The following is a 17013-nucleotide window of genomic DNA, read 5'->3' on the forward strand; positions in this document are numbered from 1 at the left end:
GCGTCGGCTCAGAGCACGGACCGGTAGACCGTCAGGGTTTCCTCGGCGATCCTCGACCAGCTGAACTTGTCAACCGCGCGCCGCCGGCCGGCCAGCCCCATCTCGCGGGCCCGGGCCGGGTCGGAGAGCAGCTCGGTCAGGCCGGCCGCGAGATCGGCGACGAACTTGTCGGGGTCCACCGGCGTACCCGTGCCGTCCTGGACCTGCTCGATCGGGACCAGCAGGCCGGTCTCGCCGTCGGCCACCACCTCGGGGATGCCCCCGGTCGCCGTGGCCACCACGGCCGTCTCGCAGGCCATCGCCTCGAGATTGACGATGCCCATCGGCTCGTAGACGGACGGGCATACGAAGACGGTGGCGTGCGTGAGCACCTGGATGACCTCGTGCTTGGGCAGCATCTCCTGCACCCAGATGACACCGTGCTCGTCGCGCGCGGCGCGCAGCTCGTCGGCCAGCGCCTCGACCTCGGCCGCGATCTCCTTGGTGTCGGGCGCGCCGGCCAGCAGCACGATCTGCGCCTCGGGCGGCAGGAGACGGCAGGCCCGGAGCAGGTAGGGCAGGCCCTTCTGGCGGGTGATGCGGCCGACGAAGACCACGCTCGGCCGGTTGAGGTCGATGCCGAGGCGCTCGACGACGTCGGTCCGGCTGTCGGGGGCGTAGAGCGCGGTGTCGATGCCGTTGTAGACCACCTGGATCTTGGCCGGGTCGACCGACGGGTACGCCGTCAGCACATCCCGCTTCATGCCGCCGGACACCGCGATGACCGCGTCGGCGTTCTCGATCGCGACGCGCTCGCAGAACGACGACAACGCGTAACCGCCGCCGAGCTGCTCGGCCTTCCACGGGCGCAGCGGCTCGAGGCTGTGGGTGGTGACGACGTGCGGGACCCCGTGCAGGAGCTTGGCGGTGTGGCCGGCGAAGTTCGCGTACCAGGTGTGGCTGTGCACGATGTCGGTGCCCTCGGTGCCGGCGGCGATCTCGAGGTCGACGCCCATCGTGCGCAGGGCCGCGTTCGCGCCCTTGAGCTCGGCCGGCTCGGGATAGGCCGTCACGCCGGGCTCGTCGCGGGGCGCGCCGAAGCAGTGCACCCGCACGTCGGCGAGATCGCGGAGGTCGCGGGTGAGGTATTCGAGGTGCACACCGGCGCCGCCGTACACCTCCGGCGGGTACTCCCGGCTGATGAGGTCCACGCGCAATCTGTCGGCCACGCCCGCAGCCTAGTACTTGATCGGATGTCTCGCGCCCGGGGACCAAGATCAGTTACCCTGTCCGTCGCCGAGCTGACCCCGGCGAGTTCCCTTCTTCGGCTGGCGCTCCGGCTGGCGGAAAGTTAGCGTCCTTCCATGGCTGTCAAGGTGCTTGCGATCGTTCTGGCCGGTGGCGAAGGAAAGCGCCTGATGCCCCTCACGGCCGACCGGGCTAAGCCCGGCGTCCCGTTCGGCGGGATCTACCGGATGATCGACTTCGTGCTGTCGAATCTGGCCAACGGCGGTTATCTGAAGATCGTCGTGCTGACGCAGTACAAGTCTCACTCGCTCGACCGGCACATCTCCAAGACGTGGCGCATGTCGACGCTGCTCGGCAACTACGTCACGCCGGTGCCGGCCCAGCAGCGGCTCGGTCCCCGATGGTTCGCCGGCTCGGCCGACGCCATCTACCAGAGCCTCAACCTGATCAACGACGAGTCGCCCGACTACGTCATCGTGTTCGGCGCCGACCACATCTACCGCATGGACCCGAAGCAGATGGTCAACGACCACATCGCCTCGGGCGCCGCCGTCACGGTGGCCGGCATCCGGCAGCCCAAGTCGCTGTCCGACCAGTTCGGCGTCATCGACGTGGCCGAGGACGGCAAGCGGATCAAGGCCTTCCGCGAGAAGCCCAAGGAGGTCGACGGGCTGCCCGACTCGCCCGACGAGATCTACGCGTCGATGGGCAACTACGTCTTCACCACGCGGGCGCTGTGCGAGGCGGTCACCAAGGACGCCAAGGACCCCGACAGCAAGCACGACATGGGCGGCAACATCATCCCGATGCTCGTCGAGCGGGGCGAGGCCAACGTCTACGACTTCCGCGACAACGCGGTTCCCGGCAGCAGCGATCGCGACCGCGGCTACTGGCGCGACGTGGGAACGCTCGACTCGTTCTACGACGCCCACATGGATCTGATCGCCACCGAGCCGATCTTCAACCTCTACAACCACGACTGGCCGATCTTCACGAACTACGGGTCGTGGCCGCCGGCCAAGTTCGTGCACGGGTACGACGACCGGCAGGGCCGTTCCATCGAGTCGATGATCTCGCCCGGCGTGGTCGTCTCCGGCGCGCTGGTCGAACGGTCGGTGATCTCGCCGAACGTCCGGGTCAACTCGTGGGCCCACGTCGAGGGGTCGGTGCTCATGGAGGGCGTCAAGGTGGGCCGGCGCTCGATCATCCGCAACGCGATCGTCGACAAGAACGTCGTCGTGCCCGAGGGCGCCCAGATCGGTGTCGATCTCGATCGCGACCGCAAGCTCTACACGGTCTCCGACAACGGGGTCGTCGTCATCGGCAAGGGCCAGAAGATCGAGCTCTGAGCCCCTCCCCCGGGGTCAGCGCCGCTCCCGCAGCGTCTGCGACGGGGGCACTCCGTACCGGGCCCGGTAGGCGCCGGCGAACCGTCCGAGGTGGGTGAAACCCCAGCGGTAGGCCACCTCGGACACGTTCACCTGCCACGGGTCCGAACGCGACAACTCGGCGTGCACCCCGTCGAGGCGCAGCCGGCGCAGGTAGGTCAGCGGTGACATGCCCACGTGCTGGCGGAACGACTCCTGCAGCACCCGCACCCCCACCCCGGCGATCGAGGCCAGCTCGGTGGCGCTGAACGGCCGCCACGGCTCGGCGTGCATCGCGTCGAGGGTGCGCTTGACCGTGCGCGGCCGATTGGGCCCGCGCATCCCGGCCGGCTCCTCGCCGTACGGGTGCTCGACCGTCAGGGCGAGGCCGCTGACCACCATGTCCCGCCAGCGGGCGGCCATCCGCGGCTGCGCGGTCAGGCCCCGGCCCCGCATCAGCTCGCCGAAGAACAACCGGACGAGCGACACCCACGTACGCCCCGGCGCGTCGGCCACGCTGAAGCTGTCACCCAGCAGCAGCGGGCTGACGATCTGCTGGTCGAGCGCCGCGTCCAGCTCGCGTTCCAGCGTGGCCCGCTCGACCTTGACGCTGAGCAGCCGGCAGTCGCCCGGCCAGGCCAGATCGATGTCGCCGACCGGGCGGTAGACGGCGGCCCGGGTGCGGTCGGCCACCACGGTCGTGCCGCGGTGGCGCGACTGCAGGACGCCGCTGAGCGGGGCCAGGACGTGGTAGGACGTCTCGAGGTCGGCGATCGCGACGCGGATGTCCGTGCCGTAACTGATCTCGCCCACGGTGATCGGTCCGAGGCTCACCACGTCACCCTGGAAGGCGAACGTGGCCCGGTCGCCGACCGGGTCGACCCGCAACGGGCCGTAGAACATGCGGCGGCAGAAGGCCCGCGCCTCGTCCACATCGGTCGTCGTGAGGGAGAAGTGCACGGCCGCGTCGGTGCCGGGTGATTCGGGACGAGCCTGGTGGACGCCGACCATGGCGTCCACCCTAGACCCGACGGTTCCTAGGCGGCGGCGACGGCCACCGGCCAGAGGAACTCGGCGACCCCGCCGCCGGGCACCTCGATCTCGCCCAGCGGCGTGACCGGGTTGTCCCAGACGGTGTAGCGCCCCTCGGGCAGGCTGTCGAGCACCACGCTGTAGCAGACACCGCCCCACACGTAGCGGGCACGGACCGCCGCGTGCGTCCGGCGGGCCGGGTCGTCGACCGGGCTGACCTCGATCTCCCGGCCGTGCATCCGGCCCGGGGTGTTGATGATCAGCGCGCCGACGCCGGCGCCGATGTTGAGCATGACCGTGCCCTGCCCCGAGGGGGTCATGCTGTGCCAGCCGTGGTCCTGCGTCATGTCGGGTTGCCGAATCCGTCGAAGGGGGTGCCGAGGTAGGGGAACTTCTTGAGCAGGCCGGCGCTCGCGTCCTTGATGCTGAGGCCCTGCTCGACCAGCGCGGCCGCGGCGTCCGGCTCGAAGTCCTTCTCGACCAGCGGGAGGGTCGCGCCGGCGATGGCCCGCAGCGAGATCGACACGACGTCGTCGGCGATGCGCCGCCCGTTCGGGAAGCCGGCCAGGTCGCCGCCGACCACGCCGAACTTGTTCGGCTCCTTCGCCGGCGGGATGGCGGTGTTCAGGCGCAGCATGTCGGCCTGCACCTCGCCGGTGTTGTTCTGGAAGTTCTCGATGATCCCGTCCGGGATGCCGGTCAGCAGGATCGCGACCAGGTCGGCGCGGGGGTCGCCCTGCTTGTCGCGCGCGGCGAGCTTGTCGAACAGACCCGGGTAGAGCACCGGCAGCAGCGTCTGCAGCTCCGGCTTCTCGACGAACTGGGCGAAGCGCTTGTCCTCGGCCGGGGGCAGGCTGTTCCACCTGTCCTTCTCGGCCATCGGCACGATGACCTCGTTGAACAGCGGGTTGCCGAGGCGGGAGACCTGCACCTGCGGCCCGACCACGACGTCGTCGTTCGCCTTGTCGCCGTTGCGCACCTGCACCTGGCGGCGGCTCGCGGAGGTCCACACGCCGATGACCGCGCCCGGGTCGCGCCCGCGGACCTTCTTCTTGCCCTCCCGGCGTACGGCCTGAAGCGGCACCTGGATGGCGATGCTGTGCACGTTGAGCTTGTCGGTCGCGTTGACCGCCTTGCCGGCGTAGTTGAACAGGGTCTGCCCGACAAGGTGCTTGTCCTGGAACGGGCGCAACGTGCCCAGGTCGAAGATCGCGCCCAGGTCGACGAAGAACGCGTCGGCGCGCTGGCCGGCGAACACCTTCTCCCCGGTCTTGAGCTGCGCCACTGCGTCGGCGGCGAGGCCCTCGTAGTCGGCGATGGAGAGCTTGCCGACGTTGCACGGCGGGCAGGGCAGGCGCTTGGCCAGGACGGTGCTCTTCCCGTACGCGTCGACCTTGGTCACCGAGAAGAACTGCCGGCGGTTCCAGTTCTCGCTGTCGAGCGACTCGATCGGGCCGGTGTTGTAGAGGAACGTCTTGTCGTTGCGCAGCTCGGTGCGGAACCGGAACTGGTACGTCACATCGGGGCGGGCGTCGCCGTTCGAGTCGATGTGGATCTCGTAGAGCACGTCGTCGCCGAACTCGAAGAAGTTCGGGCCACTGGCCGGAAGCTGCAGCGGCACGTAGTTGGCGATGATCGTCACGGTGTCCGGGTCGTCCGGGCTGACGAACGCGTACAGATCGGAGCTGTCGGCCACCGGATCCTTGCTGATCTCGGGAGCCTCACGGTGTGATGACACGGAAATCCTCCCCTCAGCCCTGAGCCGACTTGAGCAGCTTGGCGGCGAGCTTCTTGTCGGTGAGCGTGGTCCTGGAACCGCCGGCGAACACGTCGAACGTGCCCTTCTCGGCGTCCCGCAGCGACAGCACCAGCGGCCCGGCGCCCGACGTCTCACCGGACTCGCCGGCCAGGCTCAGCCCGGCCACGCCGGCCACCGAGACCCCGACACCGGCGGTGGCGGCGATCGCCAGGACGCGGCGGCGGTTCACGCCTCGGTGACCGTAACGAACTCGACTCATGCTCGGCCTTTCGTGTTTCCTGCGAGGGAACGGGACCTGCTTGCGATGTCGACGCTCATCAGTACGAGACGCGAACCCTTGCGGTTCAACGGTTTTCGCGACGTTTGCGAAGAAGGACCCCGGCGCCGGCCCAGGCGACGGCGGCGAACCCTGCGAGGAGCGCGCCGGCGACGATCCAGTGACCCAGAGTCACCTTGCTGGTGTCGCTGACCGGCTGGAGGGCCTGCGGGGAACGGCTCGGTGCGGGCTCCGCCGTCGCCTTCACGACCGCCGGGGCGGTGGTCGCCGTCCTGACGGCGGGCTTCACTGCCGGGGACTTCGGGACTGCCGCCCGCGTCGTCGCCGCGGGCGCCTTCTTCGTCTCCGCCTTGGTCTCGGCCTTGGCCTTGGCCGGGGGGAACACCAGATCGGAACACGAGTAATACGTGTCCGGGGTCCGCGAGGTCTCCCAGACGATGTAGAGGATGTGCCGCCCGGTCCGGCCCGCCGGCAACGTGGCCTTCAGCTCGTACGCTCCGTCCTCCAGCGACGGGTCGGTGACCGAGGCGAGCGGCTTGCCGCCGAGGTCGGCCCAGGTGAGGCGCGCGCCCGGGTCGTACCCGGCCCTGGTCAGGAAGATCCGGAACTCCCCGGCGTGCGGGATGGTCGCCCGGTAGCGGATCTTCAGCGTCTGCCCGGCGGTCACCCTGGTGGCCGGGAAGTCGTCGCGCGGCAGGTCGAGGCCCTTGAAGGCGGCCAGTCCCCCGCTGCAGAGCTTGCCGTCGGGCACCACCTGGCTGTCCTTGCCGCCGACGTTCGCGATCCGCAGGTTGTCGAAAGTGCCGAAGCCACGACCGTTCGCGGAACGGGCGGCCCGGCAGGCCGCGTTGCCGGTGTCCACACCGCCGGAGGCGCAGGCCGCCGTCCGGCTGATCGGCGTGGTCGGCGACCCGTGCGCCCTGGCCGGAGCGGGAGCGAGCGCGGTCACGGCGGCGACCGCCAGTGCCACGGCGGCCAGACGATGAATCCTCACGATCGCGTAGTACGGATGAAACCCGTGAGTCGTTCAGCACGTCCGTCACCGGCGGTGACGGCCCGTGTGATTGCATGGCGGGGCTCGAGAAGTCAACGAATGGAGTTCCCATGGACAAGCCCGACGTCGGTCCGATCGAGGGCGCGCCCCCGGCCGACCTCGTGATCGAGGACATCACCGTCGGCGAGGGGCCCGAGGCGAAGCCCGGTCAGTACGTCAGCGTCCACTACGTGGGCGTGGCGCACTCGACGGGCCGCGAGTTCGACGCCTCCTACAACCGTGGCGAGCCCTTCGCCTTCCCGCTCGGCGGCGGCCAGGTCATCGCCGGCTGGGACCAGGGTGTGGTCGGCATGAAGGTGGGCGGCCGTCGCCGGCTGACCATCCCGGCTCACCTCGGCTACGGCGCGCAGGGCGCCGGCGGCGTCATCAAGCCGAACGAGACCCTGATCTTCGTGGTCGACCTCCTCGGCGTGCAGTGACCCGCTGCCCCTAGGAAGCCGCACGGGCGACGCGGCGCTGCTCCCGGGCAGCGCCGCGGCGTCAGGGGGCGAGGTGGGCGTACATGATGTGCAGGCCGACCCGGCCGTGGGACGGATGGGCGAAGGCGCCGGGGACGGTGCCGACGATCTCGAAGCCCTCGCGCAGGTAGAGCTCCACGGCCGACTTGTTGGACTCGGCCACGGCGTTGAACTGCATGCCGGCGTAGCCGCGCCGGCGGGCCCACTCCAGGGCGAAACGCACCAGCGCCGTGCCCACCCCGCGGCCCCGGCTGATCGGCGCCACCATGAAGCTGGCCGTGGCCACGTGCGACCCGGGGCCGGGGCGGTTGGTGCCGACCTTCGCGGTGCCGAGGATCTCGTCGCCGTCCAGCGCGACCACGGTCTCGCCGGGCGGGGCCTCGAGCCACGTCGCCCGGGCCTCCCGCTCGGTCATGGCCGGGTCGTAGGTGAAGGTGTCGGCCGCGCGGACCACCGGCCGCACGATCTCCCACACCTGAGGCCAGTCGGACTCGGTGAACTGCCGGATCTGCACGATGCGCACGTTACTCAGTCTTCTCCTCCCCGGGTGGGCGAATCGACGGCGGGGGCGCTCTCAGCGCCCTGACAGCCGGGACGGTCCAGGATCCGGGCATGACAGCAGCCACCCTCGTCATCGCGGTGTCGCGGCCCTGGTTCTGGCCCGTCTCGTGGGTGCCGGCCTATCTGGGCACGGTGCTGGCCGACCGGCAGTGGTTCCCGGCCGACCCGCCGCGGGCCCTGCTCGCCCTGCTGGTGCTCGGCCCGCTGGTCTGGGGAGCGGTGCTGGCCCAGAACGACCTGCACGATTTGACCAGCGACCGCGCCAACCCGCGCAAGGCCACCGCGCCGCTGGTCACCGGCGCGGTCGATCACCGGACGGTGCGACGCTGGTATCGCCGGATGGCTCTGGCCTGCGTCGTCGTCGCGCTGCCGGTCGGGCCGCTCTTCGTGCTCGGAGTGGCCGGGGTCCTGCTGCTGGGCTGGGCCTACAGCGCTCCCCCGCTGCGCCTCAAGACCCGCCCGGGCTGGGACGTGGCCGTGAACGCGCTGGTCGTCGGCGTCGTCTCCCCGGCCGCGGGCTGGTCGATCACCCGCGCGCCGTGGGACTTCCCCTGGCAGTTCGGCCTGATCGGGTTGCTCTTCGCCGCGGCCCTCTACGTCCCGACCACGGTCACCGACCTGCCGGCCGACGAGGGGGCCGGCGACCGGACCTTCGCCGTACGCTTCGGAGCCCGCGCCGCCTACGTCGCGGGGCTCACCCTGTGGGCCGCCGCCCTGGTCGTCAGCGTGGCCTGCGCCGCCGCCGACGTGGTCGTGCCCCGCTCCACGCTGACCGGCCAGCTCGTGACGATCCCGGTGCTCCTGGCCGCGTACGCGATCCTGACCCGCCGCCCGACGATCCCCCGGCTGGCCGTCCTGTCGCTGTTCTTCGCGATCCCCACGGCCGGCTACGCCCTCGCCGTCGTCGGCTGACGGCGGACAGGCGGGTGGCCGGCCCCCGGCAACGGGCCGGCCACCTTTCTTCGGGCGGAGTGGGGGGCTATTTCACCGAGCCGAGCGAGAGCCCCTGCACCAGCTTGTCCTGGGCGGCGAAACCGGCCACCAGGACGGGCAGCGAGACCACGAAGGCGGCCGCGCAGAGCTGGGCCAGGAACAGGCCCTGGCTGGTGACGAAACTGGTCAGGAAGACGGGGGCCGTCTCCGCGACCGTGGCCGTGAGCACCCGGGCGAACAGCAGCTCGTTCCAGCTGAAGATGAAGCAGATCAGCGCGGTGGCGGCGATGCCCGGAGTCACCACGGGGGCGATGACCGAGCGCAGCGTCTTGGTCAGGTTGGCCCCGTCCATCTGGGCCGCCTCGAGCATCTCGACCGGCACCTCGGAGAGGAACGAGCGCATCATCCAGACCGCGATCGGCAGGTTCATCGACGTGTAGAACAGGACGAGCAGCCAGATGTTGTCGAGCAGGCCGGTGTTCTGGGCGAACAGGTAGAGCGGCAGCAGGCCGGCCACCACCGGCAGCATCTTGGTGGACAGGAAGAAGAACAGCACGTCGGTCCACTTCTTGACCGGCTTGATGCTCAGGGCGTACGCGGCGGGCAGCGACAGCAGGAGCACCAGCAGCGTGGACACCACGCTGGCGGTCAGCGAGTTGAGCAGCGGCGGCCAGGGTGAGGCGCCGCCGGAGAAGAACTCGCGGTAGCCCTCCAGGGTCAGCGGCGCGAAGACGGCCGGCGGGTTCTGGGCGGCGTCGGTCTCGGAGTGGAACGAGGTCAGCACCATCCAGACGACCGGGAGCACGAACAGGATGCCGACCACCCAGGCGAGCAGCGAGAGCCAGACGTTGGCGCCCTCGCGGCGTTTCTTCACCGGGCGGCCGGCGTCGTCGCGGGTCGCCGGGACGGGCGCGGTGTCGGTCACTGTGCTCATCGGCCGGACTCCTCCTTGAACAGCGACGAGACGGTCCGCAGGGCGAACGTCGCGATGATGATGGTGCCGATGACCACGACCACGGCGGCGGCCGAGGCCCGTCCGTAGTCGTGCGCCTGGTAGAAGATCTGGTAGATCGTGTAGGGCAGGTTCGCGGTGCCCAGCCCGCCCGAGGTGATGGTGAAGACCGCGTCGAAGTTCTGCACGATGTAGATCGAGCCCAGCAGCGCGCCCAGTTCGAGGTACTGCCGCAGGTGGGGCAGAGTCATCGAGCGGAAGATCTGCCAGGTGCCGGCGCCGTCGATGCGGGCCGCCTCGATCACGTCGAGCGGACGGCCCTGCAGGCCGGCCAGCAGGATCAGCATCATGAACGGCGTCCACTGCCAGACCAGCGAGAAGATGACCGCCCACAGGGGCATGTTGCTGATCCAGTCGGGCTGCGGCGGGTTGTCCGAGCCGAACAGGCCCCAGATCCAGGTGAGCGCGCCGTTGAACAGGCCGTACTCGGGGTTGTAGAGGGCGTGCTTCCAGATCAGCGCCGCGGCCACCGGCACCACGAGGAACGGCGCGATCATCATCGTGCGCACGGCCCCGCGGCCCCGGAACTTGCGGTCGAGCAGCAGCGCGATGCCGAGGCCGAGGAGCAGGCTGATCAGCACGACGCCGACGGTGAGCAGGATGGTGGTCCAGACCGCGTCGCGCATGTTGACGTCGGTGAAGACCCGCACGAAGTTGTCGAACCCGGCGAAGCCGCGCTCGTCGGGGTAGTACGCGTTCCAGTCCATGAAGGAGATGACCAGCGTGGCCACGAACGGCAGCTGGGTCACGATGATCATGAAGATGAGGGCGGGCAGCAGCGGGGCACGGCGGGCCCAGGCGGACGCCCGGCGCGCGGCGCCCCGGGCGGGCGGTGGACTGCCGGTGCGGATCCCGGTGTCCTCGGCGACCGATGTCATGGTCAACCCTCCTGGCGGGACTGGTAGCGCTCGGCGACGTCCTCGGCCAGCCGCTGACCCCGGTCGAGGGCCTCGTCGACGCTCATCTGGCCGGCGATCGCGGAGCTGACGTACTGCGACGCCTGGGTGCCCAGGTCGGTGAACTCGGGGATGTCGACGAACTGGATGCCGATCGCGGGTCGCGGCTGCACGCCGGGGTTGCGCGGGTCGGCCGACTCGATCGCGGCCCGGGTGGGCTCGGCGAACGAGGACGCGACGCCGAGGTAGTCCTGGTTCTCGTACGTCGAGGCGCGCTTGCCGGCCGGGACGCTGGACCAGCCGACCTGCTGACCGACCAGTTCCTCGTACTGCTTGCTGGACGCCCACGAGATGAACTTCCAGGCGTTGTCCTTCTTGGTGCTGGCCTGCTGGATGCTCCACGACCACGCGTACAGCCAGCCGGAGCTGTCGGTCTTGACCACGGGCGCCGGGGCGTACCCGATCTTGCCCTTGACCGGCGAGTCGTCGGCCTCGAGCGAGCCCGCGGCGCTGGTCGCGTCATACCACATCGCCACGTTGCCCTGGATGAGGTTGTTGAGGCACTCGGTGAAGCCGGCCTGCGGGGCGCCGTTCTCGCCGTGCGTGCGCACCAGGTCGACGTAGAACTTGGTGGCCTCGGTGAACTCGGGCCCGTTGACCTTGGGCGTCCAGTCCTGCTCGAACCAGGTGCCGCCGAAGGTGTTCACGACCGTGGTGAGCGGCGCGAAGATCTGCCCCCAGCCGGGCTGCCCGCGCAGGCAGATGCCGCGCATGCCGGGCTGTTTGTTGTCGACCCGGGCGGCGATGTCGGCGACCTGCTGCCAGGTCGGTTTCGCAGGCATCTGTACGCCGGCCGACTCGAGCACGTCCTTGCGGTACATCAGGAACGACGACTCGCCGTAGAAGGGCTCGCCGTAGAGCTTGCCGTCGTCCGCGGTCAGCGACTGCGTCATCGGCGCGAGGATGTCGGCCTGGTCGAACTGCTGGTCGGCGGCGACGTAGTCGTCCAGCGGCGCGATCCACTCCGACTTGGCGTAGATGGGGATCTCGAAGTTGCTCAGCGAGGCGACGTCGTACTGCCCGGCCTGGCTGGAGAACTCCTGGCTGATCTTGTCTCGGACGTCGTTCTCCGGCAGCACGGTGAAGTTGACGTCGATGCCGGTCTGGCGGGTGAAGTTGTCCGCGGTGAGCCGTTGCAGGTCGATCATCTGCGGGTTGTTCACCATCAGGATGTTGATGCTGTTCGGTCCGCCACCACCCGGCCCGCCGCCCCATCCGGCGCACCCGCTGAGGGCGAGCACGAAGGTGGCAGCGGCGGCGAGCACGGCGCGTGTATGCCTGCGTGACATGGGGCCTCCCCGGCGAGGCTTGCTGATCCCGGCGGCACCATCGACATCTGTGACACCGGTAACACCGGGCCTCAGTACATGCCTGAGATCGACACGATGTCAACCATTCGTCACGTTCCGTCGGACGAACGGGCACACCCGCCCGGTCCTATGAGGAAACGACCCGCGCCTGGTTGCCGAAGACCTCGACCACGTCGCCCGGGTGCAGCTGACGACCGCGACGGGTGTCCACCTCGCCGTTGACCGAGACGTCCCCGGAGGCGATCAGCACCTTGCCCTCCCCACCGGTGTCGGTGAGGTCGGCCAGCTTGAGGAACTGCCCGAGTCTGATCATGTCGCCGTCGATGGGGATGTCACGCATCCCGCCATCATCCGGCATCGCCCGAAAAGAATTCCGCGGGGCGTTGAACCTTTGACGGCTGTGATCCGAACTACCCCCCGTGAGGCACTCTCAGCTGGCCCGCCGCGCGGGCGTCCCGGTCGCCGCAGCCGTCCTCGGCATGCTCGTCGCCACCCCGGCCCTGGCCGACGCGACCGTGTCGCCGGCGACCGCCCCCCAGGGCAGCGGGCAGAACCTGACCCTGAAGTACACCAACGACGGGGACAAGCCGGTCCACACGATCACGCTCAAGTTCCGCGACGACACGCCGCTGGCCGAGGCCTACCCGCTGTCGGTCGACGACTGGGCGCCCAAGATCGCCATGCGCAAGCTGGCCACGCCGCTGAAGACCCTGCACGGCGACACCGAGACCACCGAGACCGCCGCGTCGATCACCTGGCTGGCCATGCCGGGCAAGGATCTGGCTCCCGGCGCGAGCGCCGAGCTGGCCGTCGCCGTCGGGCCCCTGCCGACGCTGAGCTCGATCCAGCTCGACATCGCCTCGACCTACGCCGACGGCAAGCCCGGCGAGGCGACCGCGCCGGCCACCCTGACACTGACCCCGGACCCCTCCGGCAGCCAGGCGGCGGCGCAGGCTCACGCCCACGGCGGCGGGGGCACGGCGGCCGGGAACGCCGCTCCCGGTGAGGACCAGTTCTTCCAGGAGGCGATCGCGGAGGCCGGCCGTGGCTCCTCGATCTGGTCGTACGCGGGCTGGGTCGTCGCCGCCCTGGCGCTGGCCGGCGGCGCGGTCATGATGCTGCGCAACCGGCACCGCGCCGAGGAGGACGAGCCGGACGACGACGAGACCCAGGCGGCCGGCGAGACCCCGGTGGCCGAGGTCGTCGAGGACAAGGTCGTCGAGGACAAGGAGCCGGTGACCGCCGGCAGCGGCGCGAGCAAGTGGGCCTACAAGGGCTGACAGCTAGACTCCCGCGATGGTGGACGCGGGATCCCGTCGTGATGGCGCGCGTGGGGCGCGGCGCACGACCTGCGGGTGGGGACATTGGGCATGGCCCGCGACCCGTGGACGGGGGTGGGAGAGTTCGTCTCTCCCGCCCCCGAGTACCTCCGCGTCAGACCGGCACCGTCCGGGGCGTGCGCAGGGCCTCGACGATCTCCCGCTCGACCCGTTCGGCCTGGTCGTGGGGCACCTGGCAGGTGCCGGCGGCGAGATGCCCGCCCCCGCCGTAACGCAGCATGACCTCGCCGACGTCGACCGGCGAGGTGCGGTCGAGGATCGACTTCCCGCAGGCGAACACGGTGTTGAGCTTCTGCCGGCCCCAGATGACGTGCATCGAGACCCGCGCCTCGGGGAACAGCGCGTACACCATGAAGCGGTTGCCCGCGTGGATCACCTCCTCGTCCCGCAGATCGACCACGACGACGTCGCCGTCGGTGTGGCTGACCCGTTTGAGCTGCTCGACGAACAGGCCGTGCTGCTCGCGGAACAACTCGGCGCGCTCGGCCACGTCGGGCAGCGCGAGGATCTCGTCGGCGTCGCTGATCGTCAGGCAGGCGTCGATCAGCTGCATCATCAGCTGGTAGTTGGAGATGCGGAAGTCGCGGAACCGCCCCAGACCCGTACGGCTGTCCATCAGGAAGTTGAGCAGCGTCCAGCCCCGCGGGTCGAGGATGTCGTGGAGCGCATAGTCGGCCGAGTCGGCCTGGTCGACGGCGCGCATGAGGTCGTCGGAGACTTGCGGGAAGCGCTGCCGGCCGCCGAAGTGCTCGTAGATGACCCGGGCCGCCGACGGGGCCTCGGCGTCGATGACGTGGTTGCTCAAGTTGCCCTCGTTGCGCAGCGTCTCCGAGTGGTGATGGTCGAAGACCATGTAGGCGCCGGGCGCGTACGGGAGGTTGGTGAGGATGTCGTTCTCGGTCACCTCGACCTCGCCGTCCTGAACATCCTTGGGGTGGACGAACTTGATGTCGTCGATCATGTCGAGGTGACGCAGCAACACCGCGCAGACCAGACCGTCGAAGTCGCTGCGGGTCACGAGCCGATACTTCACGGATCCCCCTAGGTGCGCATAGGTACACCCCAGTTTGCCACTTTTGTCGGTGTATCCCTGGTCGCATCAGGGGATGGATATGAACCTTTCCTGAGCCTCACTGCGTAAGGTTTTCCCGGACGGTCCCAACGGTCGGAGGACACGCGAAACCATGGACAACGCCCCTCAGCTCATTCAGGAGCGCAGCGCCCCACCCGCCACGCTGGTGATCTTCGGCGCCTCGGGCGACCTCACCCGGCGCAAGCTCCTCCCGGCCGTGGAGAGTCTCGCCCGGCATCATCGCCTGCCCAGCCAGTTCGCCCTGGTCGGCGTCGCCCGCACGCCGATGGCCGACGAGCAGTTCGCGGCCAGCGCGCTCGGCGACCGCTCGCTGCTCGACAAGCAGCAGCTCCAGGGTGGCATCAGGTACGTCTCGGGCGGCTACGACGACCCCGAGACCTACAAGCGGCTGGCCGAGACCCTCGACGAGCTCGACGCGGTCCGCGGCACCGCGGGCAACCGCCTGTTCTACCTGTCCACGCCGGCCGAGGCGTTCGAGCCGGTGATCAACGGGCTGGCCGGCGCCGGGCTCAACCACGCGCGCGAGGGCTCGTTCTCGCGGCTGGTCATCGAGAAGCCGTACGGTCGCGACCTGCCCTCGGCCCGCGAGCTCGACGCCGTCGTGCACGGCTCGTTCGACGAGCCCCAGGTCTTCCGGATCGACCACTACCTGGGCAAGGACACCGTCCAGAACGTGCTGGCGCTGCGCTTCGCCAACTCGATCTTCCAGCCGATCTGGGACCGGTCCTGGGTCGACCACGTGCAGATCACGGTGGCCGAGACGCTCGGCGTGGGCACCCGCGGCGGCTTCTACGAGCAGGCCGGCGCGATGCGCGACATCGTGCAGAACCACGTGCTCCAGGTCCTCGCGCTCGCCCTGATGGAGCCGCCGGCGTCGTTCGAGGCCGAGGGCCTGCGCAACGAGAAGGTCAAGCTGCTCCAGGCGATCCGGCTGCCCACCAACCGCGACATCGCCGACCTGGCCGTGCGCGGCCAGTACACCCGCGGCGGCACCCGCGACGACCTGATGGCCGGCTACCGCGAGGAGGTCGGCGTCGACCCGCTGTCGCGCACCGAGACGTACGCGGCCATGCGGCTCAACGTCGACAACTGGCGCTGGGCCGGCGTGCCGTTCTACGTGCGTACCGGCAAGCGGCTGCCGGCCCGGGTGACCGAGGTGGCCCTGCAGTTCCAGCGGCCGCCCCACCTGCCCATCCCGCAGGACCAGCTCACCGGGCTCGAGGCCGACGCGCTGATCCTGCGCATCCAGCCCAACGAGGGCATCTCGCTGCGCTTCGGGGCCAAGGTGCCGGGCCACTCGTTCCGGGTCCGCACGGCCAGCATGGATTTCTCGTACGAGCAGACGTTCGCCGAGGAGTCCCCCGAGGCGTACGAGCGGCTCCTGCTGGACGCCCTGCTGGGCGACCCCACGCTGTTCATCCGCAGCGACGAGGTCGAGCACTCGTGGCGGATCGTCGACCCGATCATCGAGCACTGGGCCCAGGACATGTCGCCGATCCCGACCTACGAGGCCGCCTCGTGGGGCCCGGCCGACGCCGACCGCCTGATCGGCCGCTCGGGCCGCGCCTGGAAGAACAGCATCTGATCGCCGGCCGGTGAGCCCGGACGCGGCCGGACCGATGAGTTCCGGCCGCGCGGCGGATCCTCACCGTATGGGCCAACGAGACCAGGAGTTCGCCGGGCTGGCCGAGCCGCTGCGAGCAGAGATCCTCGGGCACTGCTACCGCATGCTCGGCTCGGCCGCCGACGCCGAGGACGCGGTGCAGGAGACCTACCTGCGGGCGTGGCGGGCGTACGACCGGTTCGAGGGTCGCTCCTCGTTCCGGGTGTGGCTGCATCAGATCGCGGCCAACGCCTGCCTGCGCGCCGTCGAGCAGCGCGGGCGGCGGGCCATGCCGTCCGGCCTGGGCGCGCCCGACGGCGCCTGGGACGACCAGCCGCTGGTGGTGGCTCCGGAGGTGCGCTGGATCCAGCCGCTGCCGGTCGACCCGGCCGACGTGGTCGGGCTGCGCGAGCACGTACGGCTGGCGTTCGTGGCCGCCCTGCAGCATCTGCCGGCCCGGCAGCGGGCGGTGCTGATCCTGCGCGACGTGGCCGGCCTGCGCGCGGAGGAGGTCGCCGACGCGCTGGGCACGACGACGATCGCGGTCAACAGTTCGCTGCGGCGGGCGCGGGCGCAGCTGGCCCGCAGAGCGCCCGCTCCCGACGACCTCGGTGAGCCCGACGATCCGCGCCGGCTCGCGCTGCTCGACCGGTACGTCGCCGCGTTCCGGCACGCCGACATCGGGTTGCTCACCGCCGTCCTCCGCGAGGACGTGACCCTGGAGATGCCGCCGCACGCCACCTGGTTCGCCGGGCGCGGCGCGGTCGCCGGGTTCCTCGGCGCCCACGTGCTGGGCCGGTTCCGGGCGGCGCCGCTGCCGGCGGGACGGCCGAGCGCCAACGGGCAGCCGACATTCGTGTTCTCCAGCGACGTCGATCGTGACGACCAGGCTCACGCCCTGCACGTCCTGGACGTGACGACGACCGGCGTCGCCGGCATCCACGTCTTCCTGCAGCCGGAGCTCTTCGCCCCGTTCGGGCTGACCGCCAGCCGGTGACTTCGCGCCGTCCGGGCTGACCGGCAGCCGGTGA

18 protein-coding genes are annotated in these 17013 nt (G+C 70.2%); 6 read left to right on the forward strand and 12 right to left on the reverse strand.

The window, feature by feature from the left end; genetic code table 11:
• Positions 1 to 8 precede the first annotated feature (8 nt).
• Positions 9 to 1208, reverse strand: coding sequence for a glycogen synthase (glgA, locus tag HJC40_RS25520; protein WP_250004243.1), 1200 nt, complete (start codon positions 1206 to 1208; stop codon positions 9 to 11).
• 135 nt (positions 1209 to 1343) lie between these two features.
• Between glgA and glgC the strand changes: the two genes are divergently transcribed.
• A complete protein-coding gene (glgC, locus tag HJC40_RS25525; RefSeq protein ID WP_250004245.1) occupies positions 1344 to 2576 on the forward strand; it encodes a glucose-1-phosphate adenylyltransferase in 1233 nt (410 codons plus the stop codon).
• Between the two features lie 15 nt (positions 2577 to 2591).
• Here the strand turns inward: glgC and HJC40_RS25530 are convergent, their stop codons facing one another.
• The 5 genes from HJC40_RS25530 to HJC40_RS25550 all read right to left on the reverse strand — a co-directional run bounded on the left by HJC40_RS25530 (position 2592) and on the right by HJC40_RS25550 (position 6656).
• On the reverse strand, positions 2592 to 3605 hold the full coding sequence (locus tag HJC40_RS25530; protein ID WP_250004247.1) for an AraC family transcriptional regulator: 1014 nt from the start codon (positions 3603 to 3605) through the stop codon (positions 2592 to 2594).
• Between the two features lie 26 nt (positions 3606 to 3631).
• On the reverse strand, positions 3632 to 3973 hold the full coding sequence (locus HJC40_RS25535) for a phospholipase (RefSeq protein WP_250004249.1): 342 nt from the start codon (positions 3971 to 3973) through the stop codon (positions 3632 to 3634).
• Positions 3970 to 5364: a DUF4331 domain-containing protein gene (locus tag HJC40_RS25540; RefSeq protein ID WP_250004251.1), complete on the reverse strand. Its 1395-nt coding sequence runs from the start codon at positions 5362 to 5364 to the stop codon at positions 3970 to 3972. Before HJC40_RS25540 ends, HJC40_RS25535 begins: the two co-directional genes overlap by 4 nt.
• Positions 5365 to 5377: 13 nt before the next feature.
• A complete protein-coding gene (locus HJC40_RS25545; RefSeq protein WP_250004254.1) occupies positions 5378 to 5614 on the reverse strand; it encodes a hypothetical protein in 237 nt (78 codons plus the stop codon).
• Positions 5615 to 5729: 115 nt separating this feature from the next.
• Complete coding sequence (locus HJC40_RS25550) at positions 5730 to 6656, reverse strand: lytic polysaccharide monooxygenase (protein WP_250004256.1); 927 nt, start codon at positions 6654 to 6656, stop codon at positions 5730 to 5732.
• 110 nt (positions 6657 to 6766) lie between these two features.
• On the opposite strand from HJC40_RS25550, the gene HJC40_RS25555 reads away from it, so the two are divergent.
• The gene (locus HJC40_RS25555) at positions 6767 to 7135 is read left to right on the forward strand and encodes an FKBP-type peptidyl-prolyl cis-trans isomerase (protein ID WP_250004259.1); all 369 of its coding nucleotides are present in this window, start codon (positions 6767 to 6769) and stop codon (positions 7133 to 7135) included.
• A 61-nt stretch (positions 7136 to 7196) separates the two neighbouring features.
• Here the strand turns inward: HJC40_RS25555 and HJC40_RS25560 are convergent, their stop codons facing one another.
• Positions 7197 to 7688: a GNAT family N-acetyltransferase gene (locus tag HJC40_RS25560; protein ID WP_250004509.1), complete on the reverse strand. Its 492-nt coding sequence runs from the start codon at positions 7686 to 7688 to the stop codon at positions 7197 to 7199.
• 98 nt (positions 7689 to 7786) lie between these two features.
• On the opposite strand from HJC40_RS25560, the gene HJC40_RS25565 reads away from it, so the two are divergent.
• Positions 7787 to 8647: a UbiA family prenyltransferase gene (locus HJC40_RS25565; RefSeq protein WP_250004261.1), complete on the forward strand. Its 861-nt coding sequence runs from the start codon at positions 7787 to 7789 to the stop codon at positions 8645 to 8647.
• Between the two features lie 67 nt (positions 8648 to 8714).
• Here HJC40_RS25565 and HJC40_RS25570 read toward each other — a convergent pair whose 3' ends face one another.
• The 4 genes from HJC40_RS25570 to HJC40_RS25585 form a co-directional block, all read right to left on the reverse strand.
• A complete protein-coding gene (locus HJC40_RS25570; RefSeq protein WP_250004264.1) occupies positions 8715 to 9602 on the reverse strand; it encodes a carbohydrate ABC transporter permease in 888 nt (295 codons plus the stop codon).
• Positions 9599 to 10558 carry a carbohydrate ABC transporter permease gene (locus HJC40_RS25575; RefSeq protein WP_250004266.1) on the reverse strand — a complete coding sequence of 320 codons (960 nt, stop codon included), beginning with the start codon at positions 10556 to 10558 and terminating at the stop codon, positions 9599 to 9601. The genes HJC40_RS25570 and HJC40_RS25575 overlap by 4 nt, the downstream gene beginning before the upstream one ends.
• A 2-nt stretch (positions 10559 to 10560) precedes the next feature.
• On the reverse strand, positions 10561 to 11925 hold the full coding sequence (locus HJC40_RS25580; protein WP_250004269.1) for a sugar ABC transporter substrate-binding protein: 1365 nt from the start codon (positions 11923 to 11925) through the stop codon (positions 10561 to 10563).
• Between the two features lie 148 nt (positions 11926 to 12073).
• Positions 12074 to 12286 carry an RNA-binding S4 domain-containing protein gene (locus HJC40_RS25585; protein ID WP_250004271.1) on the reverse strand — a complete coding sequence of 71 codons (213 nt, stop codon included), beginning with the start codon at positions 12284 to 12286 and terminating at the stop codon, positions 12074 to 12076.
• A gap of 79 nt (positions 12287 to 12365) precedes the next feature.
• On the opposite strand from HJC40_RS25585, the gene HJC40_RS25590 reads away from it, so the two are divergent.
• Positions 12366 to 13226: a DUF1775 domain-containing protein gene (locus HJC40_RS25590; RefSeq protein ID WP_250004274.1), complete on the forward strand. Its 861-nt coding sequence runs from the start codon at positions 12366 to 12368 to the stop codon at positions 13224 to 13226.
• A gap of 154 nt (positions 13227 to 13380) precedes the next feature.
• Here the strand turns inward: HJC40_RS25590 and HJC40_RS25595 are convergent, their stop codons facing one another.
• Positions 13381 to 14319: an exopolyphosphatase gene (locus HJC40_RS25595; RefSeq protein WP_250004277.1), complete on the reverse strand. Its 939-nt coding sequence runs from the start codon at positions 14317 to 14319 to the stop codon at positions 13381 to 13383.
• Between the two features lie 151 nt (positions 14320 to 14470).
• Between HJC40_RS25595 and zwf the strand changes: the two genes are divergently transcribed.
• Both zwf and HJC40_RS25605 read left to right on the forward strand, forming a co-directional pair.
• Positions 14471 to 15964 (forward strand): glucose-6-phosphate dehydrogenase, encoded by a 1494-nt coding sequence (gene zwf, locus HJC40_RS25600; RefSeq protein WP_250004279.1) that lies wholly within the window; start codon positions 14471 to 14473, stop codon positions 15962 to 15964.
• Between the two features lie 67 nt (positions 15965 to 16031).
• Entirely contained in the window at positions 16032 to 16979 is a 948-nt protein-coding gene (locus HJC40_RS25605; protein ID WP_250004281.1) for an RNA polymerase subunit sigma-70, read from the forward strand.
• Positions 16980 to 17013: the final 34 nt, after the last annotated feature.

Source organism: Actinoplanes sp. M2I2 (assembly GCF_023544445.1).
In the GTDB taxonomy this organism is placed as follows: domain Bacteria; phylum Actinomycetota; class Actinomycetes; order Mycobacteriales; family Micromonosporaceae; genus Actinoplanes.